Here is a 23,726-nt window from a genome sequence, read left to right as displayed (position 1 = left end):
AATGCATAATTAAAGACTTATAATTCAATGAACTAATTCATATAAATTCTTTAAACAAGTCCGCGGGTTTATTTAAATAATATTGACCCGAGGAAGAGAGGAGCATTTTTTATCGGGTTAATATCCACCGCAATGGGGTATCATTTATTTAATATTTTAAATCGACATTAGTTATCTCACTCCAAACGCTGATTACCCCATGACGCTGACTTCGCACGCCCCGCTTTATCAGGTATTTGATGGTCATAACGATCTCTTGCTGCGCCTTTGGCTGCACGACAACGATCCGGTTGCACAATTTCTCGATGGCACACTCGACGGCCATCTGGATTTAACACGTATGCACCAGGGCGGGTTCGCAGGTGGGCTGGTTCGCGGTGTTTATCCCGCCTGCCTCCTACATGCCGAAGCTGAAACCGCATGCCGCGCCGCAGCCTCATCATCCGCTCGAAATAACGCATCAGCAGATAGCTCTGCTTCAGCGCATAGAGAGTCAGTCGGCGGGACGCGCGCGCATTTGCCGCACGGCAGCCGAAATTGAACAATGTCTCGCACAGGGCGTATTGGCGATGGTGCTGCATATAGAAGGTGCGGAGGCCATCGACGTATCGCTCGGCAATCTGGACGCACTTTACGAAGCGGGACTGCGCAGCATCGGTCCGCTGTGGAATCTGCCCAATCCGTTTGGCGTAGGTGTGACCGGCGATTTTCCGGGTTCACCCGACAGCGGTGACGGACTGACGTTGGCCGGTCTTGGTCTGCTGCGAGCCTGTAACCGGAAAAAATTCTGATAGACGTGTCGCACATGAATGAGAAGGCGTTCTGGCAAACCGCACGCTTTAGCGATGCGCCGCTGGTTGCCACGCATTCCAACGCCCATGCGCTATGCGCCCAGCCCCGGAATCTGACGGACAGACAGCTGGCGGCAATTGCGGAAAGCGACGGTTTTGTCGGCGTGAATTTCGGCAATGCGTTTCTGCGCGCAGACGGCAAGCGCGACGCCGACACCCCGCTGGAAAGAATTGTGCAACATATTGATTACCTGATCGAAAAAGTGGGCGAAGATCGCGTTGGACTGGGTTCCGATTTCGACGGCATCAGCGTTCCCGAAGCGTTAGGTGATGTAACGGGTCTGCCATTACTGTTACAACAAATGAAACATGCCGGTTACAATAATGCGCTTATTGAGAAACTTGCCTGTCGCAACTGGTTAAAAGTATTAAGGCAAACCTGGGGCGAGTAACGCAGGAATGCCTTTGTAGCGCGCTTTTCAGGCTATCCCCCTACAGTTTGCGTGGTTGATATCACTTTCGCTTAGGAGGAACATCTGCGGCGCCAAATTTCTATATTTGACAACGAGCACTTCATCTGCCGGAATTAATCCTGGCAGGATGTTTTTTTAACCTGTAACACCAAGAGGAGTCGACCATGACTACATGGACCAAACCTAAATTTGTTGATCTGCGTCTGGGCTTAGAAGTTACGCTGTACATCTCTAACCGCTAATCCCTCATGCCCGTAGTTCGCTGCGGGCATTTTTCTTTTTTTCACTTCCTGGTCTACACATGCTGATTAACGTTCTTGGTTCCGCTGCGGGCGGTGGCTTCCCACAGTGGAACTGCAACTGCAACAACTGTCAGGGCGTGCGCAACGGCACCATGAAAACCTCGGCGCGTACGCAATCTTCGATTGCCATCAGTGATGACGGTATCGATTGGGTGCTCTGTAATGCATCCCCCGACGTTTGCCACCAGATTGCCGCCACGCCCGACCTGATTAAACACGGTGTGCTGCGCGGTACTGCGATTGGCTCGATTATTCTTACGGATAGCCAGATTGACCATAGCGCGGGTTTGCTGAACCTGCGTGAAGGCTGTCCGCATCAGGTGTGGTGTACGCCTGAGGTCCATCAGGACCTGACCACCGGATTTCCGGTCTTTACCATGCTGTCCCACTGGAACGGCGGACTGGTGCATCACGCCATCGATCCTGACGAGGCGTTTTCCACGGCGGTCTGCCCGGCGCTGAAATTCACCGCGATCCCGTTGCTCAGCAATGCACCGCCGTATTCCGAATACCGCGGCAAGCCGCTGCCGGGCCACAATATTGCGCTGTTTATCGAAGACACCCGCACCGGCAAGACACTGATGTATGCCCCGGGTCTCGGCGAGCCGGACGACGCGCTGATGGGCTGGCTGAAAAAGCCGATTGCCTGCTGATTGACGGTACGCTTTGGCGCGACAACGAGCTGGCGAATACCGGCGTGGGCCGCAACACCGGCAAAGATATGGGTCATTTGGCGCTGGCCGAGAAACAGGGTCTGATGGACCTGCTCTCTTCACTGCCCGCCGAGCGCAAGATCCTTATTCATATCAACAATACCAACCCGATTCTCGATGAATCTTCTGCCGAGCGGCAGGCGCTGAACGAGCAAGGCATCGAAGTGAGTTGGGACGGCATGCGCATTGAACTTTAGGACACCCGACATGAATACATTTGATTCCTCGGCCGCGCTGATGACGCCGCAAGAGTTTGAACAGGCACTGCGCGCCAAAGGCGCCTATTATCATATTCATCACCCTTATCACATCGCGATGCATAACGGCCAGGCCACGCGCGAGCAGATTCAGGGATGGGTTGCCAACCGTTTCTATTATCAGACCAGCATCCCGATGAAAGATGCGGCGATCATGGCCAACTGTCCGGACGCCCAAACCCGCCGCAAGTGGGTACAACGCATCCTCGACCACGACGGACAGGGCGACAGCGAGGGCGGAATCGAAGCCTGGTTGCAGCTGGGTGAAGCCGTGGGCCTTGACCGCGACGTCCTGCTTTCCGAAAAAATGGTGCTGCCGGGCGTGCGTTTTGCCGTAGATGCCTACGTCAACTTTGCCCGCCGCGCAGTCTGGCAGGAAGCAGCGTGCAGCTCGCTGACCGAACTCTTTGCCCCGCAGATTCACCAGTCGCGCCTCGACAGCTGGCCGAACCACTATCAGTGGATCCAGCCGGAAGGCTATCACTACTTCCGCAGCCGTCTGAGTCAGGCAAATCGCGACGTCGAGCACGGTCTGGAATTGGCGCTGGAGTACTGTAATACCGTAGAGAAACAGCAACGCATGCTGGAGATTTTACAGTTCAAGCTGGACATTCTGTGGACCATGCTCGACGCGATGACCATGGCCTATGAACTCGACCGCGCGCCTTACCACAGCGTCACGCAACAGCCGGTATGGCATAGAGGCAAGCTGTTATGATCGAAATCAACGTCAATCAGGTGCCAATGTTTCGTCGTGGATTCCGCCTGCAATGGGAACCGACGCAGGATTGTCATGTGATCCTTTACCCTGAAGGTATGGCAAAGCTTAACGAAAGCGCCGCCATGATTCTGGAAAATGTCGACGGAAAACGTCTGCTTTCCGAAATCATTGACGGGCTGAATCAACGTTTCCCGGAAGCGGGCGGCGTGGATGATGACGTTAAAGAGTTCTTTGCCCAAGCCTACGAACAAAAGTGGATAATTTTCCGTGAACCTGCTTAAACCTCAAGTCAATCCGCCGCTCTGGTTGCTGGCAGAACTGACTTACCGTTGTCCGTTGCAGTGTCCCTACTGCTCGAACCCGCTTGATTTTGCCAGGCAGGACAAAGAGCTGACCACCGAACAATGGATTACGGTGTTTGAACAGGCGCGCGCCATGGGCGCTGTGCAGATTGGCTTCTCCGGCGGTGAACCGCTGGTGCGCAAGGATTTGCCCGAGCTTATCAAGGCGGCACGCGATCTCGGTTTCTATACCAACCTGATTACGTCGGGGATTGGTCTGACCGAGAAGAAAATCGATGCCTTTGCCGAAGCCGGTCTGGACCATATCCAGATAAGCTTCCAGGCGAGCGATGAAACCCTGAATGCCGCGCTGGCCGGGTCGGCCAAGGCTTTCCAGCAGAAGCTGGATATGGCGAAAGCGGTCAAGGCCCACGGTTATCCGATGGTGCTCAACTTTGTTTTGCATCGCCACAATATTCACCAGATCGATAAAATCATCGAACTCAGCATCGAGCTTGAGGCCGACGACGTCGAACTGGCGACCTGTCAATTCTATGGCTGGGCGCAATTAAACCGCGAAGGTCTGCTGCCTACGCGCGAGCAGATTGCCGATGCCGAAGCCGTGGTCGCCGACTACCGCGTCAAGATGGCCGACAAGGGGAATCTGGCTAACCTGCTGTTTGTGACGCCCGACTACTATGAAGAGCGTCCGAAGGGCTGCATGGGCGGCTGGGGCGCGATTTTCCTGAGTGTCACGCCTGAAGGCATGGCGCTGCCCTGCCACAGCGCACGTCAGCTGCCGGTCGAGTTTCCGTCGGTGCTGGAGCAGTCATTGCAGGATATCTGGTACAACTCGTTTGGCTTCAACAAGTATCGCGGCTTTGACTGGATGCCGGAACCTTGCCGTTCGTGTTCCGAAAAAGAGAAAGACTTCGGCGGCTGCCGCTGTCAGGCCTTTATGCTGACGGGCAATGCGGACAACACTGACCCTGTGTGCTCCAAATCTCCGCATCACGGCAAGATTCTGGAAGCACGCGAGCAGGCCAACTGCACCAACATTCAGGTTAGTCAGTTGCAGTTCCGTAACCGCAGCAACTCCCAGCAGCTGATTTTCAAAACGCCGGTCGCATGAAGCAACAACGGCTGCGGCTCGCAAATGGTCTGTGGGTGACGCTTTCCCGGTATCCCGGGGCCACGCGCGCGGCCGCGCTGTTTCATCTTTCGGCAGGCAGCCATCACGAACCGGAGCAGTGGCCCGGACTGGCCCATCTGTTTGAGCACGTCGTCTTTGCCGGCAGTCAGGAGTATGAGGGCGACAGCCGTTTAATGAGCTGGGCGCAGGCAGAAGACGCGCGGCTTAATGCCACAACCTTGCCGACCGCCACCGCCTGGTTTTTTGACGTCGCCGCCGCCAAACTGGAAGCCGGTTTTGCCCGGCTGACGGACATGCTGGCGCGGCCGCGACTGGCGCTTGACGCCATCAAACAGGAAACCACGGTAATCGATGCCGAGTTTCGCATGTTGGCAACGGATGCCGACACATTGTGCGAAGCTGCACTGGGTGCTGTTTTCGACTCGCCGAAAGCGTTATCGACATTTCACGTCGGCAATCTTTCGGCATTTGGGGAAGACCTGCCTGCGCTGCAAGCCGCGTTGCGCGACTATCATCGCCAGCATTTCCATACGGGTTTGTTGTCTCTATGGATTTCAGGGCCGCAGCCGCTTGATGAACTGGCCGCGCTGGCCAAACGCTATGCTCATGTTTTTCCACCGGTTCAGACCCATTCACGGCCCGCGACGACACCCCTTGCCCTGAGCGCGCAACGAAGCTATGCCCTGCGCAGTGAGGGACCGGCGCGTCTGCACCTCTCCTTTATGCTTGCCCTGACGCGTCAGGCGGCGACCTCGCTGACCTTACTGCGCCAGTTTTTCATCGACGAAGCGCCGCTTGGCCTGCTGGACACGTTGCGTATGCACGGATTGTGCGACAGCGTACAGCTGATGAAGCCTTATGACACTGAAAGTGAAGCGATTATTACCTTCGAGTTTTTACTCAATCGCGACAGTCATTCGACGACGGCCGATGTGGAGACCCTGTTTTTCCACTGGCTGGATGCACTTTCCGCCCTGGCCGATGCTTCCCTGCGCCACTATGCCAGCCTCGCCGCCGACGGATTTTCTCACTTGTCGCCGGTGGATAAACTGCGGACCACCGCCTTCGATTTTCCGCCTGTCGATAAATTCACGCCAGACGAACGGGAAGCATGGAAACGGCTTCTGTCGCAATTGACCAGAAGCAGAATGGCACGGCTGTGGGCAACCGCTGAACTGGACGCGCAGCCCCGCAAGATTCAGGGTTTCGACTTGCCTATTACGCCGTTCCACATGCCTGCTGCGAGTCACATTGCGCCGCCCGACTTTGTATTTTATCCGCTGGGTCAGCCGGTAAACGCGCCCGTTCTGCCGGAGCAGAAAATCACGCTGCCGCATGCATTGCCGGGTGAGAAAGAAGGCGTGGTGATAGTGAGTCCGGTGCTCGGCGACCCCTTGCCTTCGCGCTGGGCCTACATCCTTCAGGCTTCGCTCAGGGCGCTTATCGGCCAGTGCGCGCATCAGGGCACACGGCTGACTTTCGAACGATATCAAGGGCAATGGCTGCTGCAACTCAGCGGTCCCAATGCGCTGCTGGCGGGCACGCTGGACGCCGTAATCAGACAGTTTACCGCGCTGTCCGCCGAGATGCTTGCGCAGGGTGAACGCCAGTTCAGGCAGGCCGAACAGGCACTGCACAGCGAAATCGCCATTCGCTGCCTGCTGAATCGGCTGCCGCTGCTGTTGAGTGCGGAACCGAATTCGCGGCCACCTTGCGCCACGCTGCCTGAAGTGGCGTGGAATGCTGCGCTATACGGCGGTGACAAGACGCTGCACGACGCCGTTTCGCGCCTCTTGAGCCGTTTTCCGGGCAAGGTGAATGCCGCATCGACTTCGCCTTTGCCACCGCAGTCCTGCCGATCACGCTACCTCTTCCCGACCGCCAGTCAGGATGCCGCCGTGCTGCTGTTTTGTCCGCTGGTGGAACAAACCCCGTTTGTCTGGCCGCCTGGCAGCTTCTCGCCTCGCTTTTTGAGCCGCAATTCTTCCAGCGGTTGCGGGTTGAGCTTAATATCGGCTACGTCGTTTCCTGTCGCTTTATGCAGTCGGCGGGTGAAAGCGGCATTCTGTTTGCCGTGCAGTCGCCCAGCCATTGTGTTGAGCAAATCGTCGGGCATATCGAGGCTTTTATCGGAGACATGAGCGAGAGCATCACGATGATGACGCAGCAAAACTTTGCTGAAAAACGCGACGATCTCGGGCAAAAAATCCAGACCTTCCCGCAGGAACGCGTGGAATGTCTCCGCGAAAGCTGGTTGCGCGACAACCTTTATACCTCCCTCTCACGCCACGTTCACTCTCTTCTCTCACCTTGCCGCTATTGCAGGATTTTTATCTTCGTCTGCGCCTTGAAACCTCGCGCTGGTGGTGGTTGTGCAACACGCCGGAAAGCCCGCAGGTTCAATAAAACTGACCAAAGCAATCAAAAGATTGCGGTTGTTTACTAACCTGTATGGGGCGAGGATGAAACTTCCATTCATCGTCCATCCAACATTGTGGAGCATCACGTGGGAATACTCGGCAACGTCTTCGCAAAGTTATTGGGTAAAGATTCGACACCACAGCCCCTAAAAGAGGAACCAAAGATGACAAAAGTTCTGGTACTTTATCATTCAATGTATGGTCACATTGAAACGATGGCGCAGACGGTTGCAGAGGGTGCAAAAAGCGTCGCTGGCGTTGAAGTCACGATTAAACGTGTCCCGGAAGTCATGGATGCCGCGTCTTTTGCCGCGGCCGGTGGCAAGAGTGAACAGGCGGCCCCGATTGCAGAACCCGCAGAATTGGCCGATTACGACGCCATTATTGTCGGGACGCCGACGCGTTTCGGAAATATGTCGGGTCAGATGCGCAACTTCCTCGACAGAACCGGTGGCCTTTGGGCCAAAGGCGCGCTGGTCGGCAAGGTCGCGAGCGTCTTTACGTCGACTGGTACCGGCGGCGGCGAGGAAATGACAATTACCTCCACCTGGACCACGCTGGCCCACCACGGCATGATTATTATTCCTATCGGTTACAGCACGGCCGAACTGTTCGATATTTCGCAGGTTGGCGGCGGCACGCCTTATGGCGCCTCGACCATTGCCGGTGGTGACGGTTCACGTCAACCGGATTCCCGCGAGCTTGCCATTGCCCGTCATCAGGGCCAATACGTCGCGAAAATTGCAGCCAAACTTAAATCCTGATTTATGCTCACGCGGATAAAGACAATGCTTTATCCGCGTCCACGAGATTTTTTAAAAACAACGCGCAATATCCTTTCTTAATATTTTCTTTATCCTTGTCGATAATTTCCTTTCAAAAATCCCATTCATTATTTAATGCTCTTTGAGTTTTAAATAAAGAAAGGCATGACCGCCTCTTAATCACCCTCAATGACGGATTCCATACTTGTCAGAAAGATATTTATCTCTCTGCACGTTATCATCTGATCAATTATTGGCGATGAATCGACTTTTACATTCACTTTTCAAAAATAAAAAAATTAAACAGCACGCGATTAGAGTTTTATTTAATTAAACATTATTTATAAATTTATATTATCAGGGAAAAACATGCTTTCGAAATACGGCAATACGCCATTACCCTTTATCTTTCTTGTTATTGCAGCAATAACCCCTCAACGGGCACAGGCAGAAGGAGGATTATCGATACAGGGAACCCGTATTATTTATCCACAGGGCGCACGGCAGGTCAGTGTGTCGCTGACGAATTCGTCTTCTACGGACTCTTATTTAGTACAGTCACGCATTGAAGATGCGCAGGGAAATAAAACCACCGATTTTATCGTTACGCCCCCGCTGTATCTTAGCGGCCCGAAAAACGAGAACGTGGTACGCGTCATGTACATGGGTGGCGCTTTACCTACCGATCGCGAGTCATTGTACTATTTTGTCGAAAAAGCCATTCCTTCTCTGGATAAAACAAAAATTCAGGAGGGAAATGTGTTGCTGTTGGCAACGGCGAATCGCATCAAGCTATTTGTTCGCCCGCAGGGATTAACACAGGATATTAATACTGCTGCTCAAGATTTGCAATTTACGCAATCGGGTCAGCTTTTACATATCAGCAATCCCTCGCCTTATTATGTCACCCTCACGGACATCCAATATGGCATTCACAACATCGACACTTTAATGATTGCGCCAAAAAGTCAATTATCGCAAACAGTCTCGGAGAAATCCGTTAACAGGGTAAGTTACCACGCGATTAATGATTTTGGCGGCACCTCGAATCTTATTAATAAAACGGTTTCGCAATAATACAGGTCCGTATACACCTCATCGTGTGACAAGACGTTTACTGCTTTATTCCTCCGACGAGGAAGGCAAGTCTGTTTCCTACAATAAAAGATAATAACAGTGCATCCATTAAATAAAACCGCTCTTAGGGGCGGCAATAACATTATTGCCTTTATGGCCGAACGTCGCGTTAACCTCACGACGCTGGCGACCTTTTTCTGCTGCTGCTGTCCACCCGCGCGCATGCCGGACTCTATTTTGACCCTTCAATGCTGGAGGCGGGTAGAGATGAAACGGTGGCCGACCTGTCGCGTTTCGAGCAGCCGGGCGCTCAGTTGCCCGGCATTTATCAGGTCGATATTTTTCTAAATGGTATCCAGCGATTCACGCGAAAGATGCGCTTTGCGGCGCTGCCCGCCCGCACGGTTTCGCCGCCTTTGGCTCTGGCCGCTTCGCATGACAACACCGGGCTCACGGCCTGTCTGACCAAGGCGGACCTCGAAACGCTGGGGGTGAATACCGTTCTTTTTCCGAAAATTACGGCATTGGACAACGCGGCCTGTATCGCCCCGGAAATGTATATTCAGCAGGCTTATACGGCTTTCGATTTCCAGAAAATGCGCCTGGATATCAGCATTCCACAGGCGGCCATGAAAAACCTGCCGCGTGGCTGGATCCCGCCGGAGCGCTGGAATGAGGGGATTAACGCGGCCCTGCTGAGTTATCGCTTCAACGGCAGTAGCAATCAAGGCCGCTACGGCAACAGCAGCAGCCATTATTTAAGTCTGGACAGCGGCCTGAATCTGGGAGCCTGGCGTCTGCGCGACAACAGCAACTGGAGCGACTATCAAAGCCAACTGGGTCACAGTAGCCATTGGCAACACATTGATACCTATATAGAACGAACCATTATTCCCTTTCGCAGCGAATTGTTGCTGGGCGACAGTTTCACCGGTGGCGACGTCTTTGATTCGCTGTCGTTTCGCGGCATCAAAATCGCCAGCAACGACAATATGTATCCCGATACCCAGCGCGGATTTGCGCCTGCGGTCAAAGGGGTGGCTTTCAGCAATGCAAAAGTCGAAATCCGCCAGAACGGCAATATGATTTATCAGACATTTGTTGCGCCGGGTGCTTTTGAAATCAATGACCTGTATTCGATATCTGCCGGTGGCGATCTTGAGGTCACCGTCACCGAAGCGGAGGGGCACGTCGCACACTTTGTGGTGCCATATTCCTCCCTGCCCGTCTTGCAGCGCGAGGGACATCTGCGCTATGCGCTTGTGACGGGGACTTATCGCAGTAACAGCGATCGCTATGCCAACCCCAAATTTATGCAGGCTTCGCTGCTGTGGGGACTGCCGCACAACGTGACTGCCTATGGCGGTATCCAGCTTGCCCGTCACTATCAGGCGGCGCTGCTGGGTACGGGAATGAATCTGGGCCACTGGGGCGCGGTCTCCGTGGACGTAACGCAGGCCGACAGCATATTGAACGACGGCAGCCGTCATCAGGGCCAATCCGTACGTTTTCTTTACGGACGCTCGCTGGTTGCCACCGGTACGACCTTCCAGCTGGCAGGGTATCGGTACTCCACGCAGGGGTTTCATACGCTGGATGAAACGGCGTTGAAGTCGATGTCCGGCTGGCGTTACGACGACGACCGCGTGGGTGCCGATGGCCTGCCCATCAAGCGGCCTTTTATCGATTTCTATAACCTTTACAACAGTCGCCGCGCCAGCCTGGAAATCAATATTTCACAGACGCTGGGCGATTTTGGCTCGCTGTATATCACGGCAACACATCAAACCTACTGGCACAGCAATGCGGCAACCCGCGCGCTGCGAGCAGGCTACAGCAACGTTTTGGGTGCCGTGAGCTACAACCTGTCTCTGGGTTATAGCCGCATCGGCGGACAGCCGGAAGCGGACAAAGCCGTGTTTGTTTCATTTTCCGTACCGCTGGACGCCTGGCTGCCCCACGGTGACAGCACATCGCCGCACCACACCCTCTGGGCCAACTACAACACCAGCCGCAACAATGATGGCAGTTTTACCCATCAGGCGGGATTGAGCGGCAATGCGCTGACAGAAGATAACCTGAGCTGGAATGTCTCGCAGGGTTACGACCGTCACGGCGGGGACAGCGGCAATGCGGGGCTGGACTACAACGGTACCTACGGCAGCGCCAACGCCGGTTACAGCTACGGAGCCTATCATCATCAGGAGAGCTACGGCTTTTCGGGCGGCGCAGTGTGGCATGCCGATGGGCTGACGCTGGGTCAGTCGCTCGGGCGCACCAACGTACTGGTCGCCGCGCCGGGCGCAACAGGCATCGGGATCGAGAACCGGCAGCGGGATTCATACCGACTGGCGAGGATATACCGTTGTGCCTTACGCCAGTGACTATCAGGAAAACCGTATCGCGCTCGACATCAATCAGCTCAATGACCATACCGACCTCGACAACGTGGTCGCGAGCGTCGTGCCCACCGAAGGCGCAGTCGTTCGCGCCGATTTCAAGGCCCGCACCGGTGTTCGCGTATTAATGAGTCTGACTCATCAGGGTCAACCTCTGCCCTTTGGCAGCACGGTTTCTGCCGGCGATAACACAAGCCTCGTCGGCGACGACGGGCAGGTTTACCTGACCGGCCTTCCCTTGACCGGCACCCTTGACGTCCGATGGGGCAATACCGCCGATCGCCGCTGTACGGTGAATTATCACCTGCCAAAAGATGCCCTCCAGCAACCTCTGGTACGGACCCGGGCGGTGTGCCGTTAACGCCACCCAAAATTTTATTCACGCGGCCAGAAAACTGGCTGCATTTTCACTCCCTCAATCAATGAGAAATCTAACCATGTCATGTCTTACCCCAAAAACAGCCACCCTGAGTATTGTTGCCGCCACGTTGCTGGCGACCTGCTGCGGCGCCCAGGCTGCAAATAATTCAACCGTATTAACGGTTACCGCCGAAATCAAAGAGAATACCTGTGAACTGGATATGCGCGGCAACAGCGAGCTACATCTCGGTGATTTCAGTAGTATTGCCTTTGGTGCCACGGCCGGAAAAACGGTAGGTGCCAAAGATTTTGCCCTGAATTTGAAAGATTGCGGCAAACTGGTCAAAAACGCCGTGGTGAACGTTTCAGGCACGGCCGATACGGTAAACAGCAAAGCTTTCGCCAATGCTACAGGCTCAGGTGCCGCGCAAGGCGTTGCGGTGACCATTAGCGGTGGAAACACTCCTGCGGCTATCGAACCCAAGGGTGATGCCACCTATTCACTGAAACCCACCAAAGATCAGATACTGACGTTTACGGCAGGCCTGATTAGTACAGCAGCCGATGTCAAACCCGGCAAGGTAAGCGTGCCTATCACATTAACCGTGACTTATAGCTAACAACTCTTTGAAGAGTTTTATTATACCGGGCCTCGTATCGAGGCTCGGCATTTATTTTTCAGCTTTTTTAAAAGCGGATAAACGCGATGAAACCCATAAAGATTAAAGACAAAAATAGGCCGATAAAAATCCTGACGTTATTATTTCATATAACAGCCTGTGGATTTCCAATGAGGGGATTTGCCACCGAGATAAAGCAAAACGCTATGGAGAACAGCACGAGAATTCCTGCAGGCAATAGTCACTCTTCAGTATTTGAATTCACGGCGTTTCGATTGCACGCAGAGGTGAATAAAGCAGGAACTGACGATTCTGTAAGCAAAAGTGACGCGAGGCTTAAAAACTGCCTGGCGCTTGAGAGCGGTTACATTTCCTGGTCGGATGAAGATTACCGTGCCGTGAATATTGGCAATTTTGGCGAAATCACCAGCCAGCAAAGATACAACTCACCCGAGGTTATGCAGAGTGCCAGGCTTGAGGGCAAAATAATCAACAACTGTAATACAGATGAAGATGTCACGTTGAAAGTGTGGGCCGACTCTACGGATAGTTCTTCGGGTCCGGGCACCACGATAGTCTGGCGAGCGGATAAGATGCATATTGTTGCCCAGAAAAAATGCTGGATGTACATACCCGAAACGGTTAATTTCGGCAATGTCCCTGCCGGGGGAACCTCCGAACAGAAGCTTGTCATTATCGACAATGAATTAGTGAATGATGGTTATGTCCAGATCACGTCTTCTGATTTGGTCGCGCCCGGCACGCTTTATCTAGGCGGCTCACAAGAACTGAAAGTCACAACCGATACGCCGCATTTTCTAGGCAATCACTGGAACAATATATCGCCTAATATCCGTCAAGACGAAATACCTCTCACGTTAAAAGCTTCGAAAAATGCCAAGCCGGGAAAATACGCTTCTATTCTCACTGCGACTTTGACTTGCCCATAATCTTGTAAATTTTCAGCTTAAAACGTCTGCCCGAGTGCCATAAAATTTATATTAATTAATAATAGAGGGATTTATGCAAATAATAACGCTCAAAAAAATAAAATATAAAAGCATTATTTATGACTTTCTTGGCATTCTAACTTCATTTATTTTGATATCTGAAACACAGGCTGCCGAAATGTATATCGGAGGTGAGAGCAAAACCGTTATCGACGAGGAACAGCAAGTTCCGGGTCTTGTGCTCACGGGTGATTATAAACTTTATTTTGCTCAAACCGCGCTGCGGGCAGACTGTGTGAAATTCAGAAACCTGATTATTGGATGGCGAAGCCTGGGTACCTTTAAAGATCAGCACGTCAACAAGTTAGGTCAGGAGAACAGTCACTGGCTAAGTCCGCACATGCCAAACGAGCGCGTACAGCCGCGCATTATCCTGACAGGCGAAATTATCAATGCCTGTAAAAGCCCCCAGCAGCTGCATATCGATATCACCATGCTGATTAAAAATGATGCGGTTGAAAAGAGCCTGATGGTCCGAGATATCACCCTACCTTCACCCGAAATATGTGCGGTAAGGCTGACGCCTGATTACCTCTCCTTCGGGCCGGTCGCCGTAAACCAAACCTATCATCAACTCTTGCAATACGACGGCGAGGGCGACGTGGAGATAACCTCGTCTTCCATGCGACGGGGTCATTTGCGGTTAAATAATGACGCGGCAATGGACATCAGCGTGCCCCAGAATTTTGTCTCCGCGACCAATTCATGGAAAACGTCGCGCAGGCTGGGCGATATTCCGCTGACATTGGAGGTCGGCGAGAATGCTGCCCCCGGAAAATATCGCGCTACTCTCACCGCAACACTGACCTGCCCCTAAGTATGGCGAGTAAAAAGAGGTTGACGTATCGCGGCCAGAATTCGATGCTCTAAGGTTCTTGCTGCTTTTCTTCGGGGAAACTCTATGTCGTTAACGTCCCTTGCGCATCTCGGCGAACTGACTGCCGAGCAGTGGGATGCGCTGGTTCCTGCCGGACAACCTTTCCTTCGTTACGCTTTTCTCACCGCTCTGGAAGACAGCGGATCGCTGGGACCGGACTCCGGCTGGAAAAGCGCGCACCTGCTGTGGAAAGAAAACGGAAAAGTGCTTGCCGCAGTGCCCGGATACCGCAAAAGCAACTCCTCGGGCGAATATGTTTTCGACCACGCGTGGGCCGATGCCTGCTATCGCGCGCGTATTCCCTATTATCCGAAATGGCTGGGCGCTGCGCCCTTTAGTCCGGTCGGCGGCAGACGGCTGCTCGGTGCGCCCGACGCGGCGCAAAAACTGCTACAGGCGCTGCCCGATTTTCTCGAGCGGCAGAACCTCTCGAGCGCGCACATCAATTTTACCGACAGCCGCGATAACCAGCTTCTGGGCGAAGCGTCCGACTGGCTGCACCGGTTGGGCTGCCAATATCATTGGCACAATCGCGGCTATCGCGATTTTCAGGATTTCCTTGATACGCTGACCTCCCGCAAGCGCAAGCAGATCCGCAAAGAGCGCCAGCTGGTCGTCGCGCAGGGCTTCGAATTTCGCTGGCTCGACGGCGCGCAGGTTTCAGAAACGCAGTGGGACTTTATCTACGCCTGTTACGCCAATACCTACTACATTCGCGGCCGCGACCCTTATCTGACCCGCGCGTTTTTCTCTCTGCTCGCCGAAAGGATGCCGGAAAATCTTCAAGTGGTGCTGGCCGAGCAGCGGGGGCAACCTGTCGCGATGGCGTTGAGTCTGGTCAGTGGCGACACCTTTTACGGACGTTACTGGGGATGCCTCGCCGAATTCGACCGGCTGCATTTCGAAACCTGTTTCTATCAGGGTATGGACTACGTTCTCGCCAAAGGGTTGGCGCGTTTCGATGCCGGCGCACAGGGTGAGCATAAACTGATTCGTGGATTCGAGCCGGTACTGACCGACTCGTGGCACTATCTGCGCCATCCCGGATTGCGCAGTGCGGTGGAAGAGTATTTGCAGCAGGAGCGGGAAGGCGTGCGCGCCTGGGCTATCGAAGCCCGCGACGCGCTGCCTTATCGTCAGGAACAGCCCTGATGAGTTGAACAGTCAGGGCATCCCGACAAAACCTCCGGTCTGATGCTGCCACAGGCGCGCGTACAGGCCGTTTTGCGCCAGCAGCTCGCCGTGGCTGCCAATCTCGACAATTTTCCCTGATCCAGCACCACCAATCGGTCCATCTTGGCAATGGTCGAGAGGCGGTGGGCAATGGCAATCACCGTTTTATGGGTCATCAGGGTTTCCAGACTCTCCTGAATGGCTGCTTCCACTTCGGAATCCAGCGCCGACGTTGCCTCATCCATGATAAGAATCGGCGCGTTTTTCAGCAGCACGCGCGCAATCGCGATGCGCTGGCGCTGACCGCCGGAGAGTTTTACCCCGCGCTTCGCCGACATGCGCGTCCAGCCCCATTCGCCCCTGCGGGTCCGAAAGCAGCGGAATAAACTCGTCGGCCCGCGCCTGTAGAATCGCATTATTCAGCTCTTCATCGCTGGCATTCGGACGACCATACAGCAGGTTGTCGCGAATCGAACGGTGCAGCAGCGACGTGTCCTGAGTGATCATGCCGATTTGCGCGCGCAGACTCTCCTGCGTGACCTGAGAAATATCCTGCTCGTCGATGAGGATGCGGCCGCCGTCGAGGTCGTAAAGACGCAGCAGCAGATTGACCAACGTCGATTTCCCTGCGCCCGAAGGACCAATCAGGCCAATCTTTTCGCCGGGGCGAATGGTCAGATCCAGTCCACTGATGACGCTGCGACTTTTACCATAGTTGAAATTGACCTGTTCGAAGCGAATGCCACCCTGACTCACTTTCAGACGCGGAGCCTGCGGTTTATCGGTCACGGTCACCGGCTGGGCGATAGTTTGCAGACCATCCTGCACCATACCGATATTTTCGAAGATGCCGTTTACCACCCACATGATCCAGCCCGACATATTGACGATACGAATCACTAGACCGGTCGCCAGCGCGATGGCCCCGACGCTTATCAGCGATTGTGTCCACAACCACAGCGCCAGACCGGTAGTGCCGACAATCAGCAAACCATTCAGCGTGGTAATAGTGACGTCCATGCTCGTCACCAGCCGACCCGCCATTTGTGTTTTGTGTGTCTGTTCAGTGATCGCTTCACGCGCGTAGTTTTGCTCGAGAGAAGTGTGGGCGAACAGTTTCAGGGTCGCGATATTGGTATAGCCGTCCACAATCGTGCCCATAAGTTTTGAGCGCGCTTCCGAAGACACGACCGAGCGGGCCTTCACTCGCGGTACGAAGAACCACAGGCACAGGCCGTAAAGCACAATCCAGGCAATAAGCGGGATCATCAAATGCCAGTCGGCTTCAGCAAACAGCACCAGCGCACTCACCGCATAAATCACCACGTGCCAGATGGCATCGACCGCCTGCACCGCCGAATCACGCAGCGAGTTACCGGTTTGCATAATGCGCTGGGCAATACGTCCCGCGAAATCGTTCTGAAAAAAGTTCAGGCTCTGGCGCAGCACATAGTTGTGATTCTGCCAGCGGATAAGGCTGGTCATGCTCGGGCTGATGGACTGATGCACCAGCAAGTCGTGAAGCCCGATGAATATCGGCCGCATAATCAGCGCCACCACCGCCATCCACAGCAGTTCACCAGCATGCTCGCTAAAGAAATTATTCGCGGAACTGGTGCGCGTCAGATCAATCAGGGTGCTGAGATAGCTAAACAGCGACACTTCGATCAACGAGGCAATCAGCCCCACGACCAGCAAAGCCAGAAAGCTGGGCCACACCTGTTTCAGATAATAGAAATAGAAGGGCCAGACTTTGTCGGGTGCCGCCTGGTCAGGCGGTGTTTTAAAAACATCAATCATCCGTTCAAAACGACGGTACAACATATACGCCTCTCATATCCTGGGGGTCATCGAGGGCAGTCCCGCCCCGGTCCGTAAGGAAAACATCGTAAATACAAAGCGTAGTGCATTTTGGCGGATGTTTGCGGACAGCGGTGCTATCGCCCTTCCCCTCGGCAGGCGTGACATTCCCTCTCCGGCGACAGATAAAACGGGTAAAAAGTGCGCCCTTCATCACACCGCCGTGCTAAGTGTGGTATAAAAAGCGCACGACTTACTGACGATATTAACCCCATGAAAAACAATAGTATTTATACTCCTTCCGAGCCTGTTTCCGCGCAGGGCCGCGTATTGGGTTGGCGTGACTTGTTCTCGCTGTGGTTTTCACTCGGAATGGGCCTCATGGTCCTTCAGGCGGGCGCCATTCTTGCGCCCGGTCTGGGAATGGCGGGGTCGCTGCTGGCGATTTTTACCGGCACGTTGATTGGCGTGATTTTACTGGCTCTGGTCGGCCTGATTGGCGGACAGACGGGCATGTCGTCCATGTCTTCCCTGACCCTCAGCCTTGGCAGGAAAGGCATCGCACTGCCCGCCCTGTTTAATATTTTGCAGCTGATCGGCTGGGGCGCGTTCGAGATTGTGGTCATGCGCGACGCGGCGAGTCTGCTGGCAAAGCAGGCGTTGGGCGAACAGAGTCTATGGGCCAACCCGACGCTCTGGACTCTGGTTTTCGGCGTTGTCGCGACGCTGCTGGCGGTATGTGGTCCGCTGGCATTCATACGTGTGGTGCTGCGCCGCTGGGGAATCTGGCTGCTGATTGCCAGTTGCGCCTGGCTGAGCATCAACCTGTTCAGACAGACTTCGCTGACCGCGCTGTGGCACAAGGCCGGTGACGGCAGCATGCCATTTGCCCTGGCCTGCGACATTGTCGTGTCGATGGCGCTCTCCTGGCTGCCGCTGGTGTCCGACTACACCCGTTTTGGCCGTTCTTCTCGGCAAAACTTTTTCGGCACCGCCTGCGGTTTCTTCCTCGGCAGTCTATGGATGATGGCGCTGGGTGCGGCCTACACGCTGGCCTTCGTGAGTTCGCAGGACAGTAACGCGCTGCTGCTGGCGCTTTCCGGCGTCGCGCTCGGCATTCCGCTGCTGCTGATTCTTGTCGACGAGCATGAAAATACCTTCGCCGATATCCACTCCGCCGCCCTGTCGACCGGCACGCTGCTGCCCGTTGGTATCGGCAAACTCACCGCAATGATTGGCCTGATTTGCACGCTGATAGCCTGGGGCGTTCCGCTTGCACGCTACGAGAACTTCCTGCTGCTGATAGGTTCGGTCTTTGCACCGCTGTTTGGTGTGGTGCTGATGAACTACTTTGTGCTGGGTCGCCGCCAGCCGACAACCCGCTCTCTCGATGGCCGTTCGCTGACGGCCTGGATACTCGGCATCGCAACCTACCACGTGATTGCCCAGTTTTATCCCAATCTTGGCGCGACCCTGCCCTCTCTCTTCGTCGCGGCGCTGCTGTGCGGTGTATTGGCAAAAAGTCGTAAAGGCCTGCTTTCGGATTGACTGGCAACCTGCCTTGGTCCTATGTTGAAGCACAGTTTTTCACCTGACATTTAAGGAAATCAGCATGCGAATTCTGGTAGTCGGCGCGGGCGCAACCGGCGGATATTACGGGGCGCGTCTCGCGCAGGCCGGCAAGGACGTGACCTTTCTGGTACGCGAAAAACGTGCCGAAACGCTGAAGAAAGCGGGTTTACAGGTACAGACGCCCGAAGGCCGTTTTTCGGTGCAGCCGACGTTATTGCTGGCCTCGGAACTGAACGAGACGTTTGACCTCATCATCCTCACCGTGAAGGGTTTCTCTCTCGACACCGTGCTTGAAGAGTTTGCGCCTGCGGTCGGCGAACAGACGATGATTTTACCCGTGCTTAACGGCATGCAGCATCTGGCGATTATTCAGAAACGTTTCGGACATCATCGCGCACTGGGTGGTCTGTGCAGAATCAACGCCACGCTGGACGAACAGGGACAGGTTCATCAGATGACCGCCCTGAACGAGTTGATTTACGGCGAGGTTAGCGGCGAGCGGACAACGCGCATCGTGCAGGTCGATGCGCTTTTGCAAAATGTGGGTATCACGGCGCGACTGTCGAAAGCCATCGTCAGCGAAATGTGGGAAAAGTGGCTGTTTCTTGCGAGCGTCGGCGGCATAGCCTGCCTGATGCGCGGCAACATGGGACAGGTTTCCCGTGCCGCAGGCGGTCTGCAATTTATCGAGGCGTTTGTGGAAGAAGTGGTATCGATTGTGGTCGCTGGCGGATACCAGGAGCGCCCGCACGTTAAGGAAAACACCATAAAAGAGTTGTCGAATCCGCAGTCGGTGCAAACCACGTCAATGTATCGCGATATGATTCAGGGACTGCCGGTCGAGGCGGAACAGATTCTGGGCGATCTGGTTGCTATCTCGGCAAAAGCCGGACTAACGACGCCGTTGGTGAACGCTGCCCATACGCATATGTCGGTTTATCAGCAAACTCTCGGAAAATAACAAAAAAGGGGAGCCCATGTTGGCAGGCTCCCCTTTTACCCTTCCTCTCGCTTAAGCGCGAAGAATCAAGATGTTAACGCTTCCTGTTCGGCTTCCTGCTCTACACTCTGCACCTTGGGCTGCGCCACCACGGCCTGACCTGGCGAGCTGTTCAGCTTGAGAATACGGCTGGTGCGGCTCATCTCGCTTTCGGTCAACGCGACGTTGCCGTTAAGCTTCTGGCCGTAAGACGGGATCATCTCTTTAATTTTGCTCTGCCATTCCGACGTAGCCATCTTGTCTTTAAACACTTTTTCCATCAGTTGCAGCATGATAGGCGCTGCGGTCGATGCACCCGGTGACGCGCCAAGCAATGCCGCAATCGAGCCATCCTGCGAGGTCACAACTTCGGTGCCGAGACGCAGAAACGCCGCCCTGCTTGCCGTCTTTTTCAATAATCTGAACGCGCTGACCCGCTACAACCAGACGCCAGTCCTGCTTTTTGGCCGCCGGGAAGTACTCTTTCAGGGCTTCAAGGCGCTGTTCTTCGCTGAGCATAACCTGATTAATCAGGTATTTGACCAAGTCAAAGTTATCCAGCCCCACGCGCACCATCGGGAAGATGTTGTGCAGGTTAACAGTCCCGAAAAGATCCCACAGCGAGCCATTTTTCAGGAATTTGCTGGAGAAGGTTGCGAACGGTCCGAACAGCAACACTTTTTTGCCGTCCAGCACGCGTGTATCCAGATGCGGAACAGACATCGGTGGCGCACCAACGGAGGCCTTGCCGTAAACCTTGGCTTCGTGACGTTTGACAATTTCAGGGTTATCCGTCACCAGGAACTCGCCACCGACCGGGAAACCGCCGTAGCGTGCCGCTTCAGGAATACCGGATTTTTGCAGCAAGGTGAGCGATGCGCCGCCTGCGCCGATAAAGATAAAGCGCGTAGTCACGTTAATCTCGCGACCGCCTTTGGTGTGCGCGAACGTCACAGTCCAGGTTTTGTCGGCATTACGTTTGATATTTTTGACTTCATGGCCCAGATTGAGGCTGAAATTGGGCTTCTTGCGCAGAGATTCCACCAGCTGCTGGGTAATCGCGCCGAAGTTGACGTCGGTGCCGCTCTCGATACGGGTTGCGGCAATCTTCTCGCCCGGCTTGCGCCCTTCGAGCACCAGCGGGATCCACTTTTCAATCTGTGCCGGGTCTTCCGAATATTCCATGCCGCGGAACAGGGTGCTGGTTTGCAGCGCCGCGTGGCGTTTACGCAGGAATTCGACGTTTTTCTCGCCCCACACAAAGCTCATGTGCGGCACGCTGGTAATAAAGGAGCGTGGTTCGCCCAGCACGCCCTTCTCGACCTGCGAGGCCCAGAACTGACGTGAAATCTGGAAGGCTTCATTGATATCCACCGCTTTGGAGATATCGACCGAGCCATCGGCCTTTTCAGGGGTGTAATTCATTTCTGCCAGCGCAGAGTGACCGGTACCGGCGTTATTCCATCCATTGGAACTTTCGTCGGCCACGCTATCCAGTCGTTCATACATATTAATCGACCAGTCAGGCTCCAGCTCCTGAAGATACGTGCCCAGGGTCGCGCTCATAATTCCGCCACCTATCAGGACAACATCAACGATTTTATTTTCCGCCGCTGCCGCGTGTTTGGACAGCGCCATCAGGCCCAAGCCCGAAGCACCGGATAGTCGATTTTTCATGGTTAACTTCTCACTGTTTAGCTAAAGCAGGTGAAAAACCCAACGTTCCTTGTTTCAAGGCGGCTTCATCTTTTAATACGGGGAGTATTGAAAAGCGGCCTGCGTTTTCCACACTAACCTAGTGGTTATTTTTAACAAAAAATACCAATCTACGTAACTAACATAACATTGTTGTCACTTACGCGATAATAAATTTAATAAATCAAATATTATGATAATGGCATAGTTATGAGAAAAAATTAACCAATTATTCACGCAAAACCTTGCCTAAAACAGCACAAAAGCTCGCAATAACTTGAATTGGAAGACGAAATAAATGAGGTAAAAGCGCTGAATAAATTACGTTCAACTGGGTAAAACGAGAATAACGATGTGCCTAAAAACCGCACAGAATGGTTAAGATACCGGAGTCTGTGACTCCGGTCAAAATTTATACTCTTTAAGACTCATTTTTGACGCATTTTTCTACAGGAACATGCCGCCGGATGCCTCGATGCGCTGACCATTGGCCCATCCACTGTGTTCGCTTAACAACATGGCGATCATGCCGCCGATATCGTCCGGCATACCGACGCGGCCCAGCGCCGTATTTTTGGCAACGTACTGGTTAACCTGCACGTTGTCGCGTACGGTTCCGCCGCCAAAATCGGTTTCGATGGCACCTGGTGCCAAGATGTTGACGGCGATACCCCGCGCGCCCAGCTCTTTGGCCTGATATCGGGTCAAGACTTCCATCGCGCCTTTCATTGTCGAATAGGCCGCGTAGCCCGGCAGACAAAAACGCGTCAGGCCGGAGGAGACATTGAGAATGCGCCCGCCGTCGGCAATCAGCGGCAGCAGTTTTTGGGTCAGGAAAAACGGCGCCTTGAGATGAATATTCATCAGCAGGTCAAACTGCGCTTCCGTGGTATCGGCGAAAGAAGCATGAATACCTATCCCGGCATTGTTGACCAGAAAATTGAAATTATCGCGCTCCCAGATCTTCGCCAAAGTAGATCTCACATTTTCTATAAAACTGTCAAAAGTTTGGCTGTTGGAGACATCGAGCTGCAAGGCGGCGGCCTTGGCACCGATATACTCGATTTCGCGCACCACCGTTTCGGCTTCGTGGTGCTGCGTGTTGTAAGTCAAAATGATATCAATACCTTGTTCTGCCAGCTTAAGTACGGCGTTTTTACCCAATCCACGGCTGCCGCCGGTCACTAATGCGATTTTATTGCTCATTTTCAGACTCCTGGGTTGCGCTGTTGTTTAATAAATAGCCTATTAGACGCAAGCAGAATGATAAATAGTCTAAAATGAGTTTCACTGTCTCCAAACCAGCAACAATCAAGGGCTTCAACGGGGAAAATGTGGATAAAATTCAATCAATGCAGGTTTTTGTTCGCGTTGCGGAGCTAAATAATTTTACACGTGCCGCCGAAAGTCTCGGGCTGCCGAAGGGCAGTGTTTCACGTCTTGTACAACAGCTTGAGGCCAGAATGTCCGCGCGACTGCTGCATCGTTCCACGCGAAGGGTGCAATTGACGCAGGATGGGCAGGTTTTTTACGAGCGATGCAAAGAACTGCTGGCCAATGTGGAAGAGCTGGAGTCGATGTTTCAATCCAATCCGACCACCATCAGCGGCAAACTGCGCGTCGATATGCCGCTCACGCTGGCAACGCAGCTGGTTCTGCCCCGCCTGAGCGAGTTTCTGAATCGCTATCCTGCGCTGGAAATCGAACTGAGCAGCAGCGATCATCGGGTTGACGTGGTGCGCGAGGGGTTCGACTGCGTCATCAGCATCGGACAGCTGAAAGATTCGGGGCTGGTAGCGCGTTCACTCGGCCAACTCAGCATGATCAACTGCGCCAGCCCCGGTTATCTTCAACGCTACGGCACGCCCGACCATCCCGATCAGCTCACCCATCACGCAATGGTCAATTACGATCACACTCTGCGCAGCCGGGGTAACGAATTCGAATATCTCGAGGGCAAAGAGCTTAAACGTGCTAAAAGCGGCGGTGCCGTGACGGTAAATAGCACAGAAACCTATACCGTCGCCTGTTTGTCGGGTCTTGGCATTATCCAGGCACCCAGAATCGGCATGCAGCCTTATCTTGCGAGCGGCCAACTGGTGCCAATTCTTGTGCCTTTTTTACCGCCGCCCATGCCCGTTTCACTGGTTTATCCGCATCGCCGACACCTCTCCCGCCGCGTCAAAATCTTTATGGACTGGTTAGCAGAGATTATGCAAGCCTATATAGCATAAGCTTTTTATGGCATCACATTGCCTGTTTACGGGTCATCGAAGCAGATGATGACTA

The 23,726-nt window shown here is 53.9% G+C and carries 17 protein-coding genes and 6 pseudogenes; 20 read left to right on the top strand and 3 right to left on the bottom strand.

Features of this window, described 5'->3' with window-relative positions:
• The first annotated feature begins 199 nt into the window (after positions 1-199).
• From O1V66_RS18225 to O1V66_RS18150, 17 genes and pseudogenes are all read left to right on the top strand, one after another.
• A pseudogene (locus O1V66_RS18225) lies at positions 200-1,243 on the top strand (dipeptidase).
• A gap of 185 nt (positions 1,244-1,428) precedes the next feature.
• Positions 1,429-1,506: a pyrroloquinoline quinone precursor peptide PqqA gene (gene pqqA / locus O1V66_RS18220; protein WP_038328232.1), complete on the top strand. Its 78-nt coding sequence runs from the start codon at positions 1,429-1,431 to the stop codon at positions 1,504-1,506.
• A 59-nt stretch (positions 1,507-1,565) separates the two neighbouring features.
• A pseudogene (pqqB, locus tag O1V66_RS18215) lies at positions 1,566-2,476 on the top strand (pyrroloquinoline quinone biosynthesis protein PqqB).
• Between the two features lie 10 nt (positions 2,477-2,486).
• Complete coding sequence (gene pqqC / locus O1V66_RS18210) at positions 2,487-3,254, top strand: pyrroloquinoline-quinone synthase PqqC (RefSeq protein ID WP_045048735.1); 768 nt, start codon at positions 2,487-2,489, stop codon at positions 3,252-3,254.
• Entirely contained in the window at positions 3,251-3,538 is a 288-nt protein-coding gene (pqqD, locus tag O1V66_RS18205; RefSeq protein WP_045048736.1) for a pyrroloquinoline quinone biosynthesis peptide chaperone PqqD, read from the top strand. Before pqqC ends, pqqD begins: the two co-directional genes overlap by 4 nt.
• On the top strand, positions 3,525-4,670 hold the full coding sequence (gene pqqE / locus O1V66_RS18200; RefSeq protein ID WP_045048737.1) for a pyrroloquinoline quinone biosynthesis protein PqqE: 1,146 nt from the start codon (positions 3,525-3,527) through the stop codon (positions 4,668-4,670). Before pqqD ends, pqqE begins: the two co-directional genes overlap by 14 nt.
• Positions 4,667-6,553 (top strand): annotated as a pseudogene (gene pqqF / locus O1V66_RS18195) (pyrroloquinoline quinone biosynthesis protein PqqF); the annotation flags it as partial. The gene pqqE and the pseudogene pqqF, both read left to right, overlap by 4 nt.
• A 47-nt stretch (positions 6,554-6,600) precedes the next feature.
• Positions 6,601-6,879: pseudogene (locus tag O1V66_RS21945) on the top strand (pyrroloquinoline quinone biosynthesis protein PqqF); the annotation flags it as partial.
• 47 nt (positions 6,880-6,926) lie between these two features.
• Positions 6,927-7,097, top strand: coding sequence for a hypothetical protein (locus O1V66_RS18190; protein ID WP_269127949.1), 171 nt, complete (start codon positions 6,927-6,929; stop codon positions 7,095-7,097).
• A gap of 178 nt (positions 7,098-7,275) precedes the next feature.
• On the top strand, positions 7,276-7,875 hold the full coding sequence (gene wrbA, locus O1V66_RS18185) for an NAD(P)H:quinone oxidoreductase (RefSeq protein ID WP_045048739.1): 600 nt from the start codon (positions 7,276-7,278) through the stop codon (positions 7,873-7,875).
• A gap of 369 nt (positions 7,876-8,244) precedes the next feature.
• Positions 8,245-8,952 (top strand): fimbria/pilus periplasmic chaperone, encoded by a 708-nt coding sequence (locus tag O1V66_RS18180; RefSeq protein ID WP_045048740.1) that lies wholly within the window; start codon positions 8,245-8,247, stop codon positions 8,950-8,952.
• A 248-nt stretch (positions 8,953-9,200) separates the two neighbouring features.
• Positions 9,201-11,336, top strand: coding sequence for a fimbria/pilus outer membrane usher protein (locus O1V66_RS18175; RefSeq protein ID WP_269127948.1), 2,136 nt, complete (start codon positions 9,201-9,203; stop codon positions 11,334-11,336).
• On the top strand, positions 11,320-11,712 hold the full coding sequence (locus O1V66_RS18170; protein WP_269127947.1) for a FimD/PapC C-terminal domain-containing protein: 393 nt from the start codon (positions 11,320-11,322) through the stop codon (positions 11,710-11,712). Before O1V66_RS18175 ends, O1V66_RS18170 begins: the two co-directional genes overlap by 17 nt.
• A gap of 76 nt (positions 11,713-11,788) precedes the next feature.
• Positions 11,789-12,331: a fimbrial protein gene (locus tag O1V66_RS18165; protein ID WP_052673440.1), complete on the top strand. Its 543-nt coding sequence runs from the start codon at positions 11,789-11,791 to the stop codon at positions 12,329-12,331.
• 86 nt (positions 12,332-12,417) lie between these two features.
• On the top strand, positions 12,418-13,281 hold the full coding sequence (locus O1V66_RS18160; RefSeq protein ID WP_045048741.1) for a hypothetical protein: 864 nt from the start codon (positions 12,418-12,420) through the stop codon (positions 13,279-13,281).
• Positions 13,282-13,459: 178 nt separating this feature from the next.
• Complete coding sequence (locus O1V66_RS18155) at positions 13,460-14,158, top strand: hypothetical protein (RefSeq protein ID WP_152623645.1); 699 nt, start codon at positions 13,460-13,462, stop codon at positions 14,156-14,158.
• 84 nt (positions 14,159-14,242) lie between these two features.
• Complete coding sequence (locus tag O1V66_RS18150; protein ID WP_045048743.1) at positions 14,243-15,370, top strand: GNAT family N-acetyltransferase; 1,128 nt, start codon at positions 14,243-14,245, stop codon at positions 15,368-15,370.
• Positions 15,371-15,382: 12 nt separating this feature from the next.
• Here O1V66_RS18150 and O1V66_RS18145 read toward each other — a convergent pair.
• Positions 15,383-17,215 (bottom strand): annotated as a pseudogene (locus O1V66_RS18145) (ABC transporter ATP-binding protein).
• Between the two features lie 249 nt (positions 17,216-17,464).
• Between O1V66_RS18145 and cytX the strand changes: the two are divergent.
• Positions 17,465-18,739: a putative hydroxymethylpyrimidine transporter CytX gene (gene cytX / locus O1V66_RS18140; RefSeq protein ID WP_045048745.1), complete on the top strand. Its 1,275-nt coding sequence runs from the start codon at positions 17,465-17,467 to the stop codon at positions 18,737-18,739.
• Between the two features lie 64 nt (positions 18,740-18,803).
• Positions 18,804-19,724 carry a ketopantoate reductase family protein gene (locus tag O1V66_RS18135; protein WP_045048746.1) on the top strand — a complete coding sequence of 307 codons (921 nt, stop codon included), beginning with the start codon at positions 18,804-18,806 and terminating at the stop codon, positions 19,722-19,724.
• A gap of 65 nt (positions 19,725-19,789) precedes the next feature.
• Here the strand turns inward: O1V66_RS18135 and O1V66_RS18130 are convergent.
• Both O1V66_RS18130 and O1V66_RS18125 read right to left on the bottom strand, forming a co-directional pair.
• Positions 19,790-21,419 (bottom strand): annotated as a pseudogene (locus O1V66_RS18130) (malate:quinone oxidoreductase).
• Positions 21,420-21,884: 465 nt separating this feature from the next.
• Positions 21,885-22,643 (bottom strand): SDR family NAD(P)-dependent oxidoreductase, encoded by a 759-nt coding sequence (locus O1V66_RS18125; RefSeq protein ID WP_045048748.1) that lies wholly within the window; start codon positions 22,641-22,643, stop codon positions 21,885-21,887.
• 128 nt (positions 22,644-22,771) lie between these two features.
• On the opposite strand from O1V66_RS18125, the gene O1V66_RS18120 reads away from it, so the two are divergent.
• Entirely contained in the window at positions 22,772-23,671 is a 900-nt protein-coding gene (locus O1V66_RS18120; protein WP_045048924.1) for a LysR family transcriptional regulator, read from the top strand.
• The last annotated feature ends 55 nt before the right edge of the window (positions 23,672-23,726 follow it).

This window comes from Rouxiella chamberiensis, from assembly GCF_026967475.1.
GTDB lineage: Bacteria > Pseudomonadota > Gammaproteobacteria > Enterobacterales > Enterobacteriaceae > Rouxiella > Rouxiella chamberiensis.
The sequence above is the reverse complement of the archived record's forward strand: the minus strand, read 5'-3'. Positions and strand labels throughout refer to the sequence as shown.